At 49.0% G+C, this 19,305-nt stretch carries 18 protein-coding genes; 15 read left to right on the top strand and 3 right to left on the bottom strand.

Annotation, left to right across the window (positions count from 1 at the left end; genetic code table 11):
- Window positions 1–6 precede the first annotated feature (6 nt).
- From AC0YNS_RS16260 to serC, 11 genes are all read left to right on the top strand, one after another.
- Window positions 7–1,047, top strand: a complete 1,041-nt coding sequence (locus AC0YNS_RS16260; protein ID WP_475782038.1) for a sensor histidine kinase — start codon at window positions 7–9, stop codon at window positions 1,045–1,047.
- On the top strand, window positions 1,034–1,699 hold the full coding sequence (locus AC0YNS_RS16255) for a response regulator (protein ID WP_475782037.1): 666 nt from the start codon (window positions 1,034–1,036) through the stop codon (window positions 1,697–1,699). The genes AC0YNS_RS16260 and AC0YNS_RS16255 overlap by 14 nt, the downstream gene beginning before the upstream one ends.
- Window positions 1,700–1,759: 60 nt before the next feature.
- Window positions 1,760–2,173 (top strand): YugN family protein, encoded by a 414-nt coding sequence (locus AC0YNS_RS16250; protein ID WP_090981947.1) that lies wholly within the window; start codon window positions 1,760–1,762, stop codon window positions 2,171–2,173.
- A 219-nt stretch (window positions 2,174–2,392) separates the two neighbouring features.
- A complete protein-coding gene (locus AC0YNS_RS16245) occupies window positions 2,393–4,033 on the top strand; it encodes a S1C family serine protease (protein WP_475782036.1) in 1,641 nt (546 codons plus the stop codon).
- 180 nt (window positions 4,034–4,213) lie between these two features.
- Window positions 4,214–4,906, top strand: coding sequence for a response regulator transcription factor (locus AC0YNS_RS16240; protein WP_475782035.1), 693 nt, complete (start codon window positions 4,214–4,216; stop codon window positions 4,904–4,906).
- A 4-nt stretch (window positions 4,907–4,910) separates the two neighbouring features.
- Window positions 4,911–6,395, top strand: coding sequence for a sensor histidine kinase (locus AC0YNS_RS16235; protein WP_475782034.1), 1,485 nt, complete (start codon window positions 4,911–4,913; stop codon window positions 6,393–6,395).
- A 70-nt stretch (window positions 6,396–6,465) separates the two neighbouring features.
- Window positions 6,466–7,416: a 4-hydroxy-3-methylbut-2-enyl diphosphate reductase gene (locus AC0YNS_RS16230; RefSeq protein WP_475782033.1), complete on the top strand. Its 951-nt coding sequence runs from the start codon at window positions 6,466–6,468 to the stop codon at window positions 7,414–7,416.
- Window positions 7,417–7,436: 20 nt separating this feature from the next.
- Complete coding sequence (locus AC0YNS_RS16225; RefSeq protein WP_475782032.1) at window positions 7,437–7,946, top strand: DUF2062 domain-containing protein; 510 nt, start codon at window positions 7,437–7,439, stop codon at window positions 7,944–7,946.
- A 143-nt stretch (window positions 7,947–8,089) separates the two neighbouring features.
- Window positions 8,090–9,151 carry a 3-deoxy-7-phosphoheptulonate synthase gene (gene aroF / locus AC0YNS_RS16220; RefSeq protein WP_091220966.1) on the top strand — a complete coding sequence of 354 codons (1,062 nt, stop codon included), beginning with the start codon at window positions 8,090–8,092 and terminating at the stop codon, window positions 9,149–9,151.
- 272 nt (window positions 9,152–9,423) lie between these two features.
- Complete coding sequence (gene glnA / locus AC0YNS_RS16215; protein ID WP_475782031.1) at window positions 9,424–10,848, top strand: type I glutamate--ammonia ligase; 1,425 nt, start codon at window positions 9,424–9,426, stop codon at window positions 10,846–10,848.
- A gap of 192 nt (window positions 10,849–11,040) precedes the next feature.
- Window positions 11,041–12,129, top strand: a complete 1,089-nt coding sequence (gene serC, locus AC0YNS_RS16210; protein ID WP_475782030.1) for a 3-phosphoserine/phosphohydroxythreonine transaminase — start codon at window positions 11,041–11,043, stop codon at window positions 12,127–12,129.
- 99 nt (window positions 12,130–12,228) lie between these two features.
- Here serC and AC0YNS_RS16205 read toward each other — a convergent pair whose 3' ends face one another.
- A complete protein-coding gene (locus tag AC0YNS_RS16205; protein ID WP_090981930.1) occupies window positions 12,229–12,957 on the bottom strand; it encodes a response regulator transcription factor in 729 nt (242 codons plus the stop codon).
- Window positions 12,958–13,071: 114 nt separating this feature from the next.
- On the opposite strand from AC0YNS_RS16205, the gene trmL reads away from it, so the two are divergent.
- The 3 genes from trmL to AC0YNS_RS16190 all read left to right on the top strand — a co-directional run bounded on the left by trmL (window position 13,072) and on the right by AC0YNS_RS16190 (window position 15,593).
- Window positions 13,072–13,536 (top strand): tRNA (uridine(34)/cytosine(34)/5-carboxymethylaminomethyluridine(34)-2'-O)-methyltransferase TrmL, encoded by a 465-nt coding sequence (gene trmL, locus AC0YNS_RS16200; RefSeq protein ID WP_475782029.1) that lies wholly within the window; start codon window positions 13,072–13,074, stop codon window positions 13,534–13,536.
- Between the two features lie 148 nt (window positions 13,537–13,684).
- On the top strand, window positions 13,685–13,936 hold the full coding sequence (locus AC0YNS_RS16195; RefSeq protein WP_475782028.1) for an AbrB/MazE/SpoVT family DNA-binding domain-containing protein: 252 nt from the start codon (window positions 13,685–13,687) through the stop codon (window positions 13,934–13,936).
- A 460-nt stretch (window positions 13,937–14,396) separates the two neighbouring features.
- Window positions 14,397–15,593: an aminotransferase-like domain-containing protein gene (locus AC0YNS_RS16190; RefSeq protein ID WP_475782027.1), complete on the top strand. Its 1,197-nt coding sequence runs from the start codon at window positions 14,397–14,399 to the stop codon at window positions 15,591–15,593.
- Window positions 15,594–15,683: 90 nt separating this feature from the next.
- Here AC0YNS_RS16190 and AC0YNS_RS16185 read toward each other — a convergent pair whose 3' ends face one another.
- Window positions 15,684–16,004: a Rieske (2Fe-2S) protein gene (locus AC0YNS_RS16185; protein ID WP_475782026.1), complete on the bottom strand. Its 321-nt coding sequence runs from the start codon at window positions 16,002–16,004 to the stop codon at window positions 15,684–15,686.
- Window positions 16,005–16,024: 20 nt separating this feature from the next.
- Window positions 16,025–16,831, bottom strand: coding sequence for a DUF2161 domain-containing phosphodiesterase (locus tag AC0YNS_RS16180; protein ID WP_475782025.1), 807 nt, complete (start codon window positions 16,829–16,831; stop codon window positions 16,025–16,027).
- A gap of 443 nt (window positions 16,832–17,274) precedes the next feature.
- On the opposite strand from AC0YNS_RS16180, the gene AC0YNS_RS16175 reads away from it, so the two are divergent.
- Complete coding sequence (locus AC0YNS_RS16175) at window positions 17,275–19,173, top strand: PrkA family serine protein kinase (protein ID WP_475782024.1); 1,899 nt, start codon at window positions 17,275–17,277, stop codon at window positions 19,171–19,173.
- Window positions 19,174–19,305: the final 132 nt, after the last annotated feature.

Genomic DNA, 19,305 nt, shown 5'->3' with positions numbered 1-19,305 from the left:
GCGCACATGATGGTTCGATTGTTTCGCAATAACAAGTGGGATATGATTTTGCTATTTCTGGCTTCATCGACGATTTCGGTATTTCTCTGGCAGTTTGGGACCGAATTGACGGCAAAAGGGTACAGCAGGTCGCTGTGGATCGGCGTTGCTGTGCTTTTCTTATTGATCAGCGCCGTATTCGGGTATTGGGCAGCACAGCGGATTCAGCGTCAAATGGATTTGCTCGTGCTTGGCTTGAAGCAGGCAGCACACGGAAACTACAGCTCACGATTGCCGGAAGAAGGTTCGTTTACGCCGGCGTTCCGCGAATTCAACGATATGATGGAGTCGCTCGATGAGCGGATGCACTGGATTCAGCGCTCCGGTGAAGAACAGGTTATGAGGGAAACCGCTTCGAATGAAGCGGCGGTGCTGGAAGAGCGCAGAAGGCTTGCGCGCGATCTCCACGATACGGTTTCGCAGCAGCTGTTCGCTATACATATGTCGGCATCTTCTCTTCCGAAGCTGCTGGAGCTCAACCCGAGCCGGGCAAGTGACGTGATGGAGCAGTTGATCTCCATGTCGTCGATGGCGCAGAAGCAGATGCGCGGGTTTATTGCTCAGCTTAGACCGATGGAGCTTGAGGGCAGGTCGCTTCAAGAAGCGCTAGACAAATGGTTCCCGGACTACTGCCGTCAGAACGGGCTGCAAGGTGTACTCGAATGGCGTGTGCGGGAGAAGCTGTCTGAAGCGAAAGAGCACCAGTTGTTCCTGATTGTGCAGGAGGCGATGGCAAATATCGTGAAGCATGCAGGCGCGCAAACAGCACTGTTGACGGTAGCGGAGACGGAACGGCAAATCGTGATGACTTTGCAGGATGACGGTGCCGGTTTCCGGGCGGATCAAGTGAAGCGAGGCTCATATGGGTTATCGACGATGCGGGAGCGGGCTAACAAGCTCGGCGGTGATGCCTCCATCATTAGTAAGCCGGGAAGCGGAACGAGAGTCAGAGTGACATTACCTAATTATTTGAATAAGGGAGAGAACCTTAGCGATGAGTTCAAATAACAGTTGGAAAATAATGATTGTCGACGATCATGATATGGTTCGAGCGGGATTGCGCACGTACTTGATGTTGGATCCGAAATTCGAAGTCATCGCCGAAGCGGCTAACGGTAAAGAAGCGCTGGATATGCTGAAGGCCGGCATACAAGACGGGCCGCCGCAGCTGGTCCTTATGGATCTAATGATGCCGGTGATGGACGGCGTTGAAGCAACTCGCCATATAATGAAGGAATTTCCTGAGCTCAAGATCGTCATGCTCACAAGCTTCCTTGAAGATGAGAAGGTTGTAGCGGCAGTTGAAGCGGGTGCGGTTAGTTATGTATTGAAGACCGTTTCGGCAGAGGAGCTTATCTACGCGCTCAATGGAGCGGCCAAAGGAATGCCGGTCATGACGCATGATGTCTCGCAGGCACTTACGAGAGGGCTGCGTCAGCGGAGTACGCAAGGGGCAGATGAAGGGCTGACGGACCGGGAGAAAGAAGTGCTTCTTCTTATTGCCGAAGGGATGGCTAACAAGGAAATTGCGGAAGAGCTTCATATTAGCATTAAGACGGTCAAAACGCATGTCAGCAACCTTCTGATGAAATGCGAGCTGGAAGACAGAACGCAGCTTGCCGTATACGCGCATCGTAAAGGTTGGGTAAAGACGGGATAGCAGGCATTCACTCCGGGCAAGCTAACGGTAAACATTAGGCCAGGAGGAGAATATAGAGCGATGATCCCCCTTGAATTCAAGCTGGAATCGAGTGAGAAGGAATTTACGGAAGTCCGAAGCATGCTGGAGGAGCACGAGTTCTCGCTTGGCGGGAATTGGGATTATGAGCATGGCTACTTTGACCGCTACCTGGATGAAGCGCATAAAGTGTGGCTGCGAATGCCTTTCGATGTGATAAACGGCAATATCGACAGTGATACACAGGACCTTGACGCCAAAATCAGAATGGGGCAGCCATTCGTACTGAAGCATCTATACAATGAAGGTTTGGATAAGCACGCTCAACCGAGGGCGCTCGGCAGTTTAATCGATCAGTTTCAGGAGCCGATCGATCCGGATGCCGAAGTCGAGTCCAAATGGGTGACGAAAGCGAAGGAAGTGCTGGGCGAAGTAGAGCAACGATTGCTGCAATGAGAGAGTCGCAGATTGAGCGATAACCGGGTAAGGCTGATTATTCAGCCAAGCCCGGTTTTTTTATGTTACATTATAACAATTTTAAGTTTGATTTAAGGTAGATTGTGCATGATAGAACTATGAAAGCTGAATGATTCGCTAAGCCAATCACAAGCAAGAACATAAAGCACTTATTACAAACTTAACAAACATGGGAAAACATTTGAGGAGGAATAAACAATGGACGATCAAAACAAAAAAAATAATGGTTACGAGGATTTCTTCAACAATGAAAATAACAGTAACCATAACGAAGATAATCGCGATAAAGATCACCAGCCGTACAACGCAAACGAAGGTAAGCCGCATGAGGAAACCGATAAGAGCTCTTACTACTATTCATACGGACCATTCAAATCCGGAGCTGCCGATTCTGAACCGCCGCAACGACCGGTCAGCGGCGACTCAACTGCTAACGCTGCTGCCCAAGGCGGATTTGGCGGCAGCCCGGATGGGTTGCATAACTCGGTTGAAGTTACGCCGCCTGCACAGCTTCGTGCATTCGCACCATCACAATCCGCAGCGCGCGGCGGCTGGCAAATGAAAGAAACCAAACGCAGTCCATTCAAGGCGATGTTTGCATCCTTCCTCGCCGGCGTAATCGTTGTTGGTTCACTTATGTTCGTATCGGATAAGCAGAATTGGTTCACTGCTGATCAAGCGCTCTCGCAATCCTCGGAGCAAGCAAGCTCCGCGGTGGGTAAAGCAGGCGATGACGGCAAAGTATCGGCAGCGGCCGATGTGGTTAGACCAAACAATATTGCACAGCTGTTTGAGAAAGCAAGTCCGGCTGTTGTTAAGATCGAGACCTTCACGAAGCAACGCAGCGGCGGAGGCACGCAAGGCAATTCGATGGATGATTTCTTCAGCCAATTCTTCGGAGACCAAGGCGGTCAAGGCGACCAAGGGCAGGGCGATGGTTCCGGACAAGGCGGCGCCGATCAAGGCAACGGCGAATTAACGCCGGAAGGAATCGGCACAGGGTTCTTCTTCGATTCCACTGGCTACATCTTAACGAACCAGCACGTTATCGGCGATGCCGATGAAATTCAAGTAACCGTGCAAGGTCACAATAAACCGCTTGTTGCCAAGAAGCTTGGCTCTGATTACAACTTGGATCTAGCGGTATTGAAAGTAGAAGGAACAGGCTTCCCGACACTCCCAATCGGCAGCTCCGACAAGATCAATATTGGAGATTGGGTTGTCGCGATCGGTAATCCATATGGCTTTGACCATACGGTAACAGTCGGCGTATTGAGCTCCAAGGAACGCCCGATCAGCATTCCGGATTCCCAAGGCACGCGTCAATACGAGCATTTGCTGCAAACGGACGCTTCCATTAACCCGGGTAACTCGGGCGGACCGCTGCTCAACCTGCAAGGTGAAGTAATCGGTATTAATACGGCCGTAAGCTCGCAGGCACAAGGCATTGGATTCGCAATCCCAACAAGCACGATTCAAGAAGTGCTGGAGAACCTGAAAGCGAATAAAGAAATTCCGAAGAAGCCGGTTCCATTCATCGGGGCGAACTTGGCTGAGATTACAGATGAAATCGCCAAAGAGCTTGGTTTATCCAGCAAAGAAGGCTCGATCGTATCGAGCGTACTGTACAAATCGCCTGCTTATATGGCAGATCTGAGACAATATGACGTTATCACCGGTCTGGACGGCACTAAATACAGCAACCGTGAAGATTTGATTGCTCAAATCCAGAAGAAAGCGGTAGGAGACACCGCAACGCTCAACATTATTCGTAACGGTGAGAAGATGGATCTGAAAGTAACCGTAGGCAATAAGAATGAGTTTGCAAGCCAGCAATAACAATATCAGCAGCATTAGCAATCGAACAGTGTTACCCGGGCGCAAACAGTCGCATAGACTGTCTGCGCTTCTTTTATGGAAGAATACGGACAAGCTGTTTCGTGGGAAACCGGTGTTGCGCTATAATATGTAGGCAGGTTTTGGAAGGAAAAACTAGTTGTTTGACGATGGGGGATTAGGATGAGAGCGCATATATTAGTAGTGGATGACGATGATAAAATAACTTCTCTGCTTCGACGAAGCCTGGCATTTGAGGGTTATGAGGTCGCGACGGCGAACAATGGGCATGAGGGCTTGAAGCAAATGCTCGTAAGCGATCCGGATTTGCTCATTCTGGACGTCATGATGCCGCAGCTGGATGGCTGGGAAGTTTGCCGCCGGGTTCGTGAAGGCGGAAGTACCGTGCCGATTCTGATGCTGACGGCAAAGGACGATATCACTGACCGTGTGCGCGGACTGGATCTGGGCGCAGATGATTATTTGGTAAAGCCGTTTGCGCTGGAGGAACTTCTGGCTCGTGTGCGTGCGCTGCTTCGACGCAAAACCGACAAGCTGGAAGAGAACTCGAGCAGCTTGCAGTTTGAAGACTTGACGCTGGATTTGGATTCGCGCGAAGCGATTCGTTCCGGACGCCGAATTGATCTCACTGCGAAGGAGTTCGACCTGCTTCAGCTGCTGATGCAGAATCCGCGGCGAGTGCTGACCCGCGATGCGATTATGGACAAAATATGGGGCTTTGATTACAGCGGCGAATCCAATGTGCTGGAGGTTTATATTGCCATGCTGCGCCAGAAGACGGAAGACGGCAAGAGCCCGCGCTTGATTCAGACGGTTCGGGGCACCGGGTACGTGCTTAGAGGCGAAGGAGGCTGATTCCATGTCGATTCGCTTAAGGCTCACAATATGGTACTCGGTGATATTGGCAGTCACGCTTATTGCGTTTGGGGTCGCCATCTATTTCTTCGTCAACTACAACACGTACAAGGAAATGAGAGCCAAGATCGAGCAGCAAGTCAATGCGATCAATATTACGTCCACGCTGGATATGTTCGGTAATTATCAAACGCCGAATTTCGTTATCGGCGATGACGAGATGTTTATTCAAGTTGATAATTATAAGAATGGTGTCGTCAAGACGACGTCGAACCTGCGCAGGATCGACCAGCTTCTCCCTAAGCCGGACGTAAAGGAAATCAACGATAGCTACGAAGGGTTTGAGCATGTAAAGGCAGGACCTTATCCGTTTCTCGTATATCGGCATATTTTGAAGCAAAATAATGAAATATTCGGATTGCTGCAGGTTGCGGCTTATTCAGGCAGGGAAGATAAGTTTCTGACCGAGCTGCGGACGACCTTGATTTCTTCCCTGATTATCGTCGTACTCATCGCCTTTACGATTGGGTTATTTCTTGCGCGTCAGGCGCTGCGGCCGATTGAGAATGTCATTCGTGCGAGTGACCGAATCCAGAATGGTTCTGATCTCAGCGTGCGTATTCCGAGAGAAGGACCACCTAACGATGAGCTTGGACGCTTGGTCGATACGTTAAACGGCATGTTAGGCCGTATCGAAACGACCTACAATGGGTTGAACGAAGCCTACAAAGCGCAAAGGCGATTTGTCTCCGATGCATCGCATGAGCTTCGCACACCGCTTACGACGATTCGCGGAAATATCGAGCTGCTGGAGCGGATGTGGCTGCCGACGTTAACTCAGGGAACCGATGCAGACGGTGAAGGCATGCCGCAATTAAGTGAACAAGAACGCAGTAGGATGATGCTGACGCGCGAATCCATGCTGGATATCGCAGGCGAAGCGAAACGAATGTCCAGCCTTGTGAATGATCTATTGTCCCTTGCGCGCGCAGATGCCGGCTACCAAATGGAGAAGTCCGTGCAGCCGCTCCTGCCGCTGGTGGAGGACGTGGCACGTAAGGCACAGCTGCTTCCAAGAAAAGCAGAATGGAAAATCGGGAACCTTGATGCCATTTCAAACGTAGAAGTAAATGCGCATGCCGATTTTCTTCGTCAGCTCTTTTTTATCTTCGTCGAGAATGCGTTCAAGTACACACCTAGCGGATATGTAGAGCTGCGTGCCATTGTATCCGGCGATCAAGCCGGCATTGTCATCAAAGATACCGGAATTGGCATGGACCACGAGCAGGTTCCTTACATCTTCGAACGATTCTATCGTGCAGATGAATCGCGCGGTGAAACGAGCGGAACCGGCCTGGGATTGTCGATTGCCAAGTGGATTATTGATGAGCATGGCGGTTCGGTCGAGGTTTCGACGCGAGAAGGTGCGGGAACGACATTTGTCGTATGGCTTCCGATTGCTTTCCACGAGAAGTCGAATGAAGTATAATAAATAGAACTGGGTCTTAAAGAGGCCTGTCCGTGAACACTGGTTTAGCAGGAAAGCAGGTGCAAGCAGTATGGAAATTGTGAAAATTTCACCGCGTGGTTATTGCTACGGCGTCGTTGATGCCATGGTTCTGGCGTTGCAAACCGCCAAAAATTTAGACTTGCCGCGGCCGATCTATATTTTGGGCATGATCGTTCATAATAGTCATGTGACAGAAGCGTTTAAACAAGAAGGCATCATTACGCTTGACGGCGAGAACCGTTTGGAAATATTAGAACAAATCTCGAGCGGTACCGTTATTTTCACAGCGCATGGTGTTTCTCCGGAAGTACGCAGACGCGCGAGGGACAGAGGCTTGACGGTCGTGGATGCCACTTGCCCGGATGTAACCAAAACCCATGATCTGATCCGGGAGAAGGTTTCTGAGGGCTACGAGGTCATCTACATCGGCAAGAAGGGGCATCCGGAGCCGGAAGGCGCCATCGGTATTGCACCTGATCATGTTCATCTCATAGAGCGTGAGAATGAAATTGATGCGCTTGCGTTAAGCAGCGATCGAATCATTATTACGAATCAGACGACGATGTCGCAATGGGACATCAGGCATTTGATCAGCAAGCTGCTGAAGACATTCCCTACAGCAGAAATCCATAATGAAATTTGCTTGGCGACGCAGGTTCGGCAAGAAGCGGTTGCGGAACAAGCCAAGGAAGCCGAGCTATGTATCGTGGTAGGCGATCCCAGAAGCAACAATTCCAACCGGCTTGCGCAGGTATCGGAAGAGATTGCCGGCGTGCCGGCTTACCGCGTTTCGGATGTATCGGAGATTGATGTGGAGTGGTTGAAAGGCAAGAAGCGGGTAGCTGTAACTTCAGGGGCATCGACACCGACACCGTTAACAAAGGAAGTCATCGCTTACCTGGAGCAGTTTAACGACGAGGATTCCTCTACCTGGGAAGCACGGCGTACAGTCAACATGAACAAATTGTTGCCTACTGTGCGAGTGAAATCGTCGCTGTGAGTGAAAGGGGCGCTACTCAAATGACGACTTCAAGCAAACCGCGCTCGATGAAACGTTGGCTCAAATTGAAATATACGCAGCTTATGCGGGCACCAGGCGGCCCATCGTTTGTAGCACTCGGTTTCGCTATCGGTATTTTTGTCGAAATGTTTACTTTACCAACTTACGGGCTAGCCTTTTTCCTGATTTTCCCACTGATCTATATGATGAATGCCAGTTTGGCGGGCGCATTGATCGGTTTTGTTTTTGGCAAAATTATCTTTATTCCAGTCGCATTTATCAATAGTATGGTTGGCGGCTGGGTTCTTCCGAACCATATCAAAATTTCGGTGCCTTTAGCGCCGGAATGGCTCGACCACATGCTGCTTGTTAATTTAAAGCTGATAGTGGGCGGAATTATTGATGGTATGGTGCTTGGCGCGCTATTCTATTTCCCTGTGAAGATGACGCTGCAGTACGTGGCCAATAAACGCAAGGAGAAAAGAAAGCTTCGCCGGGTATCTGTCGAAGTGAAGCCAGTCACGGAATAAAACATAGGACAGCAAGCCGGTCTCTTGACGAGGCCGGTTTTTTCATGTATATTTGCTTTAGCGATTAAAAGCATAAAAGCCTAACAGCATAAAAGCGTCGAAGCGAACACGCGTCTAAGCGTGATAGAGAGGGAGTCGAACTTATGATCGTAATTACGCAAAATAATGTAACGGAAGAGCGAATTGGTGAGATCGTGCAGCATATCGAGAGAGCGGGGGTGCAGGCGCATGTTTCCCGCGGGACAGACCGGACGGTTATCGGTATTATCGGGAAAGCAGAGCCAACCTTGGCTGAGCATCTTCGTCAAATGAAAGGCGTCGAGAACGTCATCAAGATCTCGAAGTCCTATAAGCTCGCCAGCCGCGACTTCCATCCGGACGATACGGTCATTGAAATTAAAGGCGTGAAGATCGGCGGGGAGCATCTAGCCATTATGGGCGGCCCTTGCGCAGTAGAGACACCGGAGCAGATCGATGAGATTGCCAGACTGGTGAAAGCTGCCGGCGGCCAAATACTCCGCGGTGGTGCGTTTAAACCGCGCACAGGACCTTACAGCTTCCAAGGTATTGGAGTTGAAGGGCTCGCAATGATGGCGGAAGCAGGCCGCAAGCATGGGCTGCTCACGATTACGGAAGTAATGACGCCGGAATACGTAGATATCTGCTGTGAGTATGCTGATATTCTGCAAGTTGGCACACGTAACATGCAGAACTTTGATTTGCTGAGGAAGCTGGGTACGGTGAAGACGCCGGTTCTGCTTAAACGGGGCTTCAGTGCAACCTATGATGAATTCTTGAACGCTGCCGAATATATTCTTGCCGGCGGAAATCCGAACGTTATGCTTTGTGAGCGCGGTATTCGTACTTTCGAGACCTATACTAGAAATACGCTCGACTTGGCCGCGATTCCGGTGCTGCAATCACTCAGCCATCTGCCGGTTATTTCGGATCCGAGCCATGGAACAGGTCGTCGCGAGCTGGTTGAGCCGATGTCGAAAGCTTCTGTTGCTGCGGGTGCAAACGGTCTTATCATTGAAATGCATACAGATCCTGATAATTCCATGACGGGCGATGGCGTTCAATCGTTGTTCCCTGACCAATTCGCGAACCTTCTAAAAGAATTGGAACAGCTGGGAAAATTAGTAGGCAGACGCTTCGACACACCTAAAGAGCCAGCTGAATATTTCAATACTTGGATCAAATAATAATTCATGCCATTGTATAATTATCGGAATATAAGAAGCTGCGACCTTTCATTTATGGGGGCTGCAGCTTCTTGTTTTTGGCGTCAATACAGGGGATTTCAACAATCTGACAATTATGTGAAGTTATCTAACAAGTGCTTTAAAAAATACCTTACATGACTATTGACGGTATTAAACTTGAAACCCTATAATAACAATCATAGTTTCAGATCAGAAGTTGAACAATTAATGTCCTACACATCGCAAATGTTCGGAAATGGAGGAAATACCTAATGTCAGTTCAAAACGTATTGAGCACTATTAAAGAGAACAGCATCATGTTTGTAGATTTCCGTTTCGTGGATCTTTCCGGCCACGCGCACCACATCACACTTCCTTCCACGGAAGTAGATGCCGACACTTTTGTTAACGGCGTAGCTTTTGACGGTTCCTCGATCCCGGGTTTCCGCGGTATTGAAGAGTCTGATATGGTTATGATTCCGGACACAGAGTCCAGCTTCATCGATCCGTTCACAGATCACCCAACATTGAATATTATGTGTAACATTCATACGCCAGATGGCGAGCGCTATGAGCGCGATCCGCGCGGCATCGCTCAGAAAGCAGAAGAATTCCTACAGAAGTCCGGCGTGGGAACAGCAGCATACTTCGCACCTGAGTCCGAGTTCTTCATTTTCGACGAAGTTCGTTACGAAAGCAAAATGAACACTTCCTACTACGAAGTGGATTCCGCTGAAGCTGGCTGGAATACGGCTCGTAAAGAAGAAGGCGGTAACCTTGGTTACAAAATTCCTGTAAAAGGCGGCTACGTTCCGGTTGCTCCTGTTGACTCCCAACAAGATATCCGCAGCGAAATGGTTCGCATCATGCAAGAATCCGGCCTTCGCGTTGAGCGTCATCACCACGAAGTTGCAACAGCTGGTCAAGCTGAAATCAACTTCCGTTTCGATACGCTGACTAAAACAGCTGACAACCTTATGAAATACAAATACATCATCAACAACGTTGCTCGCCAATGGGGCAAAGTTGCAACATTTATGCCTAAGCCGCTTTTCGGCGACAACGGCAGCGGAATGCATGTTCACTCCTCCATCTTTGACGGTGATTCCCCACTGTTCTATGACAAAGGTGCTTATGCAAACCTGAGCCCACTGGCTATGCACTACATCGGCGGTATTTTGCACCACGCTCCGGCGTTGATCGCAATTACAAACCCGTCGACGAACTCCTTCAAGCGTCTTGTTCCAGGCTACGAAGCGCCAGTAAACCTTGTATTCTCGAAGGGTAACCGTTCCGCTGCAATCCGTATCCCGGTTGCTGCAGTTACGCCGAAAGGCTGCCGTATCGAGTTCCGTACACCGGACTCCACAGCTAACCCATACCTCGCATTCGCAGCGATGCTGCTTGCAGGTCTTGACGGTATCAAGCGCAAGCTGGACCCAGTTGCTCTTGGTTATGGTCCATTCGATAAAAACATTTATGATCTTCCTGAAGAAGAGAAGAAAGAAATTCGCTCGGTTCCAGGAACGCTTGATGAAGCGCTTGACGCTTTGGAAGCTGACAGCGAGTTCTTGACTGAAGGCGGCGTATTCTCCAAAGACTTCATCGACAACTTCGTACAACTGAAGCGTGCTGAAGCGAAAGCTGTTGCAATCCGTGTTCACCCGCACGAGTACAGCCTATACTTCGACTGCTAATCCGAACTTATTCTACAAATTACTTTCAGCGAGCTCTCTCACGGAGAGCTCGCTTTTCATTATTCATAAAAAACGCTAAATCCGAATATTCGTAATAAAACTGTTGGTTTTTGTTCGACTTTTTACACTTGATGCGAAGCGTGAAACTTGCTATCATACGGATAAGCAAATTGAAGAGTGGAGTGAGCTACAGTGACGAATCGTGCGTATAATTTTAATGCCGGACCAGCGGCATTGCCGCTGGAAGTATTGCAGCAGGCACAACAGGAATTTATTGATTATGCAGGTGCAGGCATGTCCATTATGGAAATGTCCCATCGCAGCAGCATTTTTGAAGAGGTTAATGACGGCGCGCAGTCGCTCCTTCGCGAATTGTTCGGAATTCCAAGCAATTATAAGGTACTATTCCTGCAAGGTGGAGCAAGTACGCAATTTGCTATGATCCCGATGAATTTGTTGCATGCAGGCCAAACTGCGGCATTCGTTAACACAGGCAGCTGGGCAGACAAAGCGATCAAGGAAGCGAAGCTGTTTGGCGAAACCGCGATCGTAGCTTCATCGGAATCGGATAAGTTCAATCGCATTCCAGACCTAAGCAGCCTGCAACTCCCGACAAATTCCGCATATCTGCATATTACGTCGAATGAAACGATTGAAGGCACGCAATTTGCGGCTTATCCGGAAACCGGCAATGTGACGCTGATCGGCGATATGTCGAGTGATATTCTCAGCCGTCCGGTCGATGTCAGCAAATTCGGTATGATTTATGCCGGTGCACAGAAGAACCTGGGACCATCCGGGGTAACGATTGTTATCGTACGCGAGGATTTGGTTTCGGAGAGCCCGAAAACGATCCCGACGATGCTTCGCTACGATACACATGTGAAGAACAATTCCCTCTACAATACACCGCCGTCTTTCTCGGTATATCTGGTTGGCCTCATGTTGAAATGGGTGAAGGAGAGAGGCGGCGTTGCGGCGATGGAGCAATTCAATCGCGACAAAACAAAGCTGATCTACGATACCATCGATAACAGCGGCGGCTTCTACCGCGGCTTTGCAGACGTGAATAGCCGTTCGCTCATGAACCTCACGTTCCGTCTCGGTTCGGAAGAGCTGGAGAAGCAGTTCGTGAAGGAATCCGAACAGCAAGGTTTTGTTGGCTTGAAAGGTCATCGCAGTGTTGGCGGTTTGCGGGCATCGACATACAATGCTGTACCGCTTGAGAGCTGCAAGGCACTTGCAGATTTCATGGGCGATTTCCAGAAGCGCAATGGCTAGTAGTCGAAATCATGATAAATAGGCAAAGCAACAAGACCGCCGATTCTTCCATTCGTGGAAGGTCGGCGGTCTTGTTGAGTGCATATAGGTGTGCATGCGTTACGCTAATGACGAATCAGCAGTAGATGTGCTGCTTCCCGGTCCGGAGAGTTTATAGCCAACGTTTCGGACCGTCATGATATATTCAGGCGTTCGCGCATTTTTTTCGATTTTATCACGTAGATGGCTGATATGCACATCAACGATGCGTGTGTCGCCGAGAAAATGATAGTCCCACACACCGTGCAACAGCTGCTGACGGCTAAGTACTTTCCCGCGGTGACGGCATAAGTAAAGTAAAAGTTCAAATTCTTTAGGGGTCAATTCCACAGACTTGCCTTCGAGCTGAACTTCACGTTGCTCGGACAGAACGGTTAGTGGACCAATCGTATGCGTTGTTGATTCGCCTGATCCCGGCAGCGCCTGTGTTCTGCGCAATATGGCTTGAATGCGGGAGAGCAGCTCTTGCGGCGAGAATGGTTTGGTCATATAGTCGTCAGCGCCATGATCAAGTCCTGCAATCTTGTCGCTTACATCGTGGAGCGCAGTTAACATGATAATGGGAACGACGTTATTTTGTTTGCGAAGCTCGCGGCATACTTGCAGTCCGTCCATCTTGGGGAGCATAAGATCCAACACGATGAGATCAGGACGAAACGGTTTAAGGAAGTCGAACACAGCTTCTCCGTCTGAAGCGCAACGCACTTCATATCCGGCAAGTTTTAAGTTAAACTCAAGCAATGTGGAGATTGATGGCTCGTCATCGACGATTAATATTTTCTTTTTCAAGCGCTTATGTTCCCCTTTCGTGCAACATTATAGTGGTATTATGACATACAAGTTTTCTCAATAGATTAAGCAAGCGTAAAAGCTGTGTAAAATGTGAAGGAGATTTGATAACAAATGGCATTTCATATCGTTCTCGTTGAACCGGAAATACCGGCAAATACCGGCAATATTGCACGTACTTGTGCTGCAACAGGTACAATTCTTCATCTGGTTCGGCCTCTGGGTTTTAACACAGACGATAAGACATTGAAACGGGCGGGGTTGGATTATTGGCATGCAGTAGAGGTTCACTATCATGATTCGTTCCAGGAGCTAAAGGAATTGTATCCGGAGGGGCGCTTCTTCTGCGCAAGCACGAGAAGTTCGAAGGTGTATTCGGAGCATCAATATAAAGACGGAGATTTCTTCGTGTTTGGGAAAGAGACCAAGGGGCTTCCGCAAGATGTGCTTGATGCGCATCCTGATACCTGTATTCGAGTGCCGATGACCGACAAAGTAAGATCGCTAAATTTATCGAATTCTGCGGCAATTGTGGTGTTCGAGGCATTTCGACAAAACGGTTTTGTGGGGTTAAGTTAAGATTAATTTATATTTAGGCGTTTATTATTGCAGAATACTAAGAAAATCGAAATAATTGCAGGAAATCACCGGTCATTATCGAACCTAGTAGGGAGCAACTGTCATATGACGTTTACTTGCAAAATGCGACTACAGGAGATGTGAATTTGTGAAACCGGCTGGTGTTGTGCGTAAAGTGGATCAATTAGGGCGTATCGTATTGCCAAAATCGCTACGTAAAAGATACCAAATGAATGAAGGGGACCCCGTTGAGATTCTTGTTCAGGGTGATCATATCATTTTGGAACGTTATCGTCCCCGTTGTGTGTTCTGTGGCACACTTGAGGGTGTACGCGAGTTTAAAGAGCGTTACCTGTGCGGAGGATGTATGACAGAGATGGCAGGACTGCGCCGGGGTTAACTCAGTGTGGAACTCCATTTGCATCAAAAAAGAAGCTTCCGACGATTGTCAACAATCGTTGAAAGCTTCTTTTTGTTGAACCTCTTGGTCCTATTGCATTACAAACCTTTAGTCTTGTCGTCATTGTAAGACGCCGTACACATGGCGATCAGAAACAAGGCCGAGACAGTGAGGACGATAAGAAAATTAATGGTCATTCGTATTCCCTCCTAAGCTGCCAGTACATATCATACATACTCCACTTTATTATACCCAACGACATGCAAAAAGAAAACGAACAAAGTTGTGAACAAGATGTTGCAGTAATTCTGCCTCAGACATAAAATACAACACATTGGTGAACGCTGTAACAAATTGAAGAAAACCGAATAAATCCGTATGTTGTAAAGCGTTCTTCTAGTTGCTCCCATCACCAATTGCGCGTAAAATGTGTGATAAAGGAAATGGGGAGGGAATGAACGTGGAATACCGGTTTTCGAATCATGTCGAACGGCTGCAATCATCTGCTGTTCGCGACATATTGAAGCTAACGCAAGGCAAAGAGATTATTTCGTTCGCAGGCGGTTTGCCTGCCGAAGAATTGTTTCCGATTGACGCGGTAAGAGAGGCGTCCGAGCGGGTATTCCGTTCCGGTAAGAATACGTTGCAGTACGCTCTTACGGAGGGATTCTTGCCGCTTCGTGAGCAGCTTTGTGTGCGGATGGCACAGAAGGGCATGCCCGTCCAGCCGGATGAAATGATCATGACCACCGGTTCGCAGCAAGCTATTGATCTGATTACTCGCGTCCTGATGGAGCCGGGCGATATTGTCTTGGTGGAGAACCCAACCTATTTGGCAAGCTTGCAGGTATTTAATCTAAGCGGTTTGGATGTTGTTCCCGTTGCCAGCGATAAAGACGGCATGATCATTGCGGAAGCGGAGCGTCTCATCAAGCAGCATAAACCTAGATTGATCTATGTGGTGCCGACATTCGGTAATCCAACGGGGCGTGTTTGGAGCATGGAGCGCCGCAAAGGACTGCTTGAACTAAGCCATCGTTATGGTGTTCCCATTCTGGAGGATGATCCATACGGGGATATTAAATTTGATGTCAATGCCGACTATCCGACCTTGTTCTCGCTTGATGGTAAAGCAGATGGCGGCAATGTCCTTTATACAAGTACCTTCTCCAAAACAGTAGCACCGGCGCTTCGTACAGGCTGGGCAATCGGCAATCGCAACGTGATCTCGATGATGGCGAAAGCGAAACAAGCGGCTGATCTGCACTCCAGTTCACTCGATCAGCAGACGCTGGATCAGCTGCTCCGGCATTTCTCGCTGGATGATCACATTCAAGTGATCAGACAGGCGTATGGCGACCGTATGCAGCAAATGCAGAAGCTGCTGACGCAGCAGGGCTGGAGCGATGTGAAGTGGATCGAGCCTAAAGGCGGTATGTTCCTTTGGCTGGAGCTGCCTGAAGGACTGGATGCCGAAGCACTGCTTCGCGCAGCTGTGAAGAAGAATGTGGCCTTCGTTCCCGGCTCATCCTTCTATGCGGCTGAGCCTGCACGTAATACGGCTCGTCTGAACTTTACGTATACACAAGGGGAGCGCATGGCGACCGGTATTTCACGCTTCGCAGAAGCGTTGAATGAGTTTCTGGCGCGTCGCTAATTCATGAACATAGATGTCTAAGGCTAAGAGAAGAAGCCCAGAGTCCTTATTATGAGGAGTCTGGGCTTCTTCTGTTTGGTTATGTTCGAATTAGGCCTGAAGCAGAAATTGTCCGTCCCGAACCTCCAGCGGCGAGCAATCCAGCTGCTCTCCCGGAATGTTGGTGGATTCACCTGTCGCTTTATCGAAGCACCAGTAGTGCAGCGGGCAGATAAGCTCATTGAGATGCGGTCTGACAATACCGCCTGCATGCGGACAGATCGCCGAGATGAGATTATAACGCTGTTCTTCATCGGCCTTGCGCGGTGCTTCAACAATGTAATACGGCTGGTTGTTCAATTTCACATGTGCAGGAAATTCCGGGAAATCCTCAACATTGCCAATGATCTTAAAGCTATTCGTTTCGCTCATCTGTATCCGGTCTCCTTTGATCAGTTGTTTCTAGGAATGATTGCGGTGTTTAACGCTTGTGCAGGCTGCTGCTGCAGCCAAGCTTCAATAATATGGTTGTACTGCTTCAGCGCTGCAGCTCCGTCCGGTTTCAAGCTATAATGCCCTCGCCGTATTCGTTCAAACCAGCCGTAGTAATCTTTCTGGAGAAAATGGTTGGCTCGCGGAATTCCTGTCAGCTCCGCTGCTGCGCGTGGGGAAAGCTCGCCGTGCCGGCTAAGCGCCCATGCCACACGAAGTGCCTTCTCCCGATACGCGGTGACGAGCTTGCGGTTGTTGCTGCCACCGGTATTATAGTCGCCGCTGCGTTCACGAAACTCGGTGAGCAGCCGTGCTTGACGGACGCGCCGCTGTCCTCTCACCGGCGGATCACCTGGTTGACAAAGCATCTCCAGCACAGGTGATTTGGTCTTGAAGAAGGTTACCGTCATCAAGCCGATACCAAGCATGCGGCACAGCTCGGTCAGGTCGCCAAAACGCTGATTGTGTGCACCGACCTTCTTGCGATTGCGTTCGACGGCGAGGATAACATGGCTGTTTAATCGCAGCCTCTCGATACCTTGGAGCAGCAGCGCGAGATTGAAGGTTTTCTTCATTTCCACCAATATGGTTTCATTCGTATCCGGATGGATCGCAACGAGATCGCAATGCATGACCTCGCTCTTTACCTCAAATCCCTGTTTCTCAAAATAAGACTTGATTGGCGGATACAGCTCGGTTTCGTGTTTGACAGCCAATTCATCGCCTCGATTCCGTTGGAGGGTAGTCTGTTCACGATTATAGCACATTATGGACATCCCCTTAAGCCATTAATTCGTGGTTACATCCGGTGTCACAACTTTATTCGTGTCGGCCACGCCAGAAATTTGTCGCAAACGCCGCCATTCGACATGGGATTATAGGAGCGCGAAGGAAGGAGTCAAGTCTTCATACATATAGCTTCGAGCGCAATAGAGACGGGCAGATGCTCGTTTTAACAGAATTAACATTTTGTAAAATTAGTGTCTGCAGAGTGCGAATTATGGCGGAATCTTGTTTAAAAAATAGGGCAACTTCCCTTGCGAAAGCGCATAGGAATGTAATACTTCAATAAAAAATGCCGGGCAGCTTTAGATGGCTGGATAAATATTACCCGCATGCATGAGGCGTTCTAGTAAGTGGCATCAGGCTGGTCGGAGTATAGGCTTACGAAGTGAGTTTTGCAATCGCAAAACTTATAGGAGGTTACGGCATGGATATTTTGAAACGGATATCGGCGTACAGAGCGGAAGGCGAAAAACTTGCTTGGAGCGGATCTTTCAAGGACTACATCGACCTGCTGAAGCGAGATCCTACTCCGGCCATGACCGCGCATTCTCGTGTTTATGAGATGATCGAGTCGTTCGGGGTTGTGGATGATGGTGGCACAGCGAAGAAATACAAGTTTTTCGAACAAGAAATATTCGGCTTGGATCGTGCCGTTGAGAAGCTTGTAGAGGAATACTTCCATTCATCAGCCCGGCGGCTTGATGTGAGGAAACGGATATTGCTGCTTATGGGACCTGTCAGCGGCGGCAAATCCACCATTGTTACGATGCTCAAGCGAGGCCTCGAACAGTTCTCCAGAACAGAACGAGGAGCTGTATACGCAATTAAAGGCTGCCCGATGCATGAGGATCCGCTGCATCTTATCCCGCATGAACTGCGGCCTGAAGCAGAGCGGGAGCTTGGTGTCCGAATCGAAGGCAATCTGTGCCCATCCTGTCAGATGCGAGTAAGAACGGAATACAGCGGCGATATTGAGAATGTCCAAGTCGAACGTGTATTGATTTCCGAGGAGAACCGTATCGGGATTGGAACGTTCAGCCCATCTGATCCGAAGTCTCAGGATATTGCCGATTTGACAGGAAGCATCGATTTCTCCACCATAACGGAGTTCGGTTCAGAATCCGATCCGCGTGCCTATCGATTCGATGGCGAGCTGAACAAAGCGAACCGCGGTCTGATGGAGTTCCAAGAGATGCTCAAATGCGATGAGAAGTTTCTCTGGAATTTGCTTTCTCTGACCCAAGAGGGCAATTTCAAAGCCGGCCGATTTGCCTTGATCTCAGCGGATGAGCTTATCATCGCGCATACGAATGAAACCGAGTATAAGTCCTTTATCGCCAATAAGAAGAACGAGGCGCTGCAATCCCGGATGATCGTTATGCCGATCCCTTACAACCTGAAGGTGTCGGAGGAAGAGAAGATTTACAACAAGCTAATCGGTCAAAGCGATATGAAACACATTCATATCGCGCCGCACTCGCTGCGCTCTGCGGCAATCTTCTCCATCTTGACTCGACTGAAAGAGACGAAGAAGCAAGGGATGGACCTCGTTAAGAAAATGCGCATGTATGACGGCGAGGAGATTGAAGGCTACAAGGAAGCGGATCTGAAGGAAATGCAGTCGGAATACATCGAAGAAGGCATGTCGGGTATTGACCCGCGCTATGTCATCAATCGGATTTCGAGCGCGCTCATAAAGCAGGACCTGCAATGTATCAATGCCCTTGATGTGCTGCGTGCATTGAAAGACGGACTTGATCAGCATCCTTCGATTACGAAGGAAGAGCGGGAGCGATACTTAAATTTTATTTCCACAGCCAGGAAAGAATATGACGGACTCGCCAAGAAAGAAATTCAGAAGGCGTTCGTCTACTCCTTCGAAGAGTCCGCAAGAACGCTATTCGAGAATTATCTCGATAACATTGAATCGTACTGCAACTGGGCGAAGATCAAAGACCCGCTTACGGGCGAAGAGATGGATCCGGATGAGCGGCTCATGCGTTCGATCGAGGAACAAATCGGAGTATCGGAGAATGCGAAGAAAGCGTTCCGAGAAGAGATATTGATTCGGATTTCCTCGTACTCTCGTAAAGGTAAGAAATTCGATTACTACAGCCATGAACGGCTGCGCGAAGCGATCGAGAAGAAGCTGTTTACGGATCTAAAGGATATCGTAAAAATCACGACTTCGACCAAAACGCCGGATGAGAAACAACTCAAGCGTATTAATGAAGTAACAAAGCGGCTGATTGATGAGCATGGATACTGCCCGGTCTGTTCCAACGAGCTGCTGCGTTACGTAGGAAGCTTGCTTAACCGATAGTAGAGTGAGAGTGCCGCAGTACGCGCAAGTTGCGTACTGCGGCCTTCATTCGATTAGAGAGGTACAAGCATGTAGGCGGTGTACAGGCAAACCAATCATCTGTTAGAATAAGAACATAAGTTCTTATTTTGT

The organism is Paenibacillus sp. J22FR21 (assembly GCF_056269135.1).
This window is presented reverse-complemented; position numbering and strand designations above follow the sequence as displayed.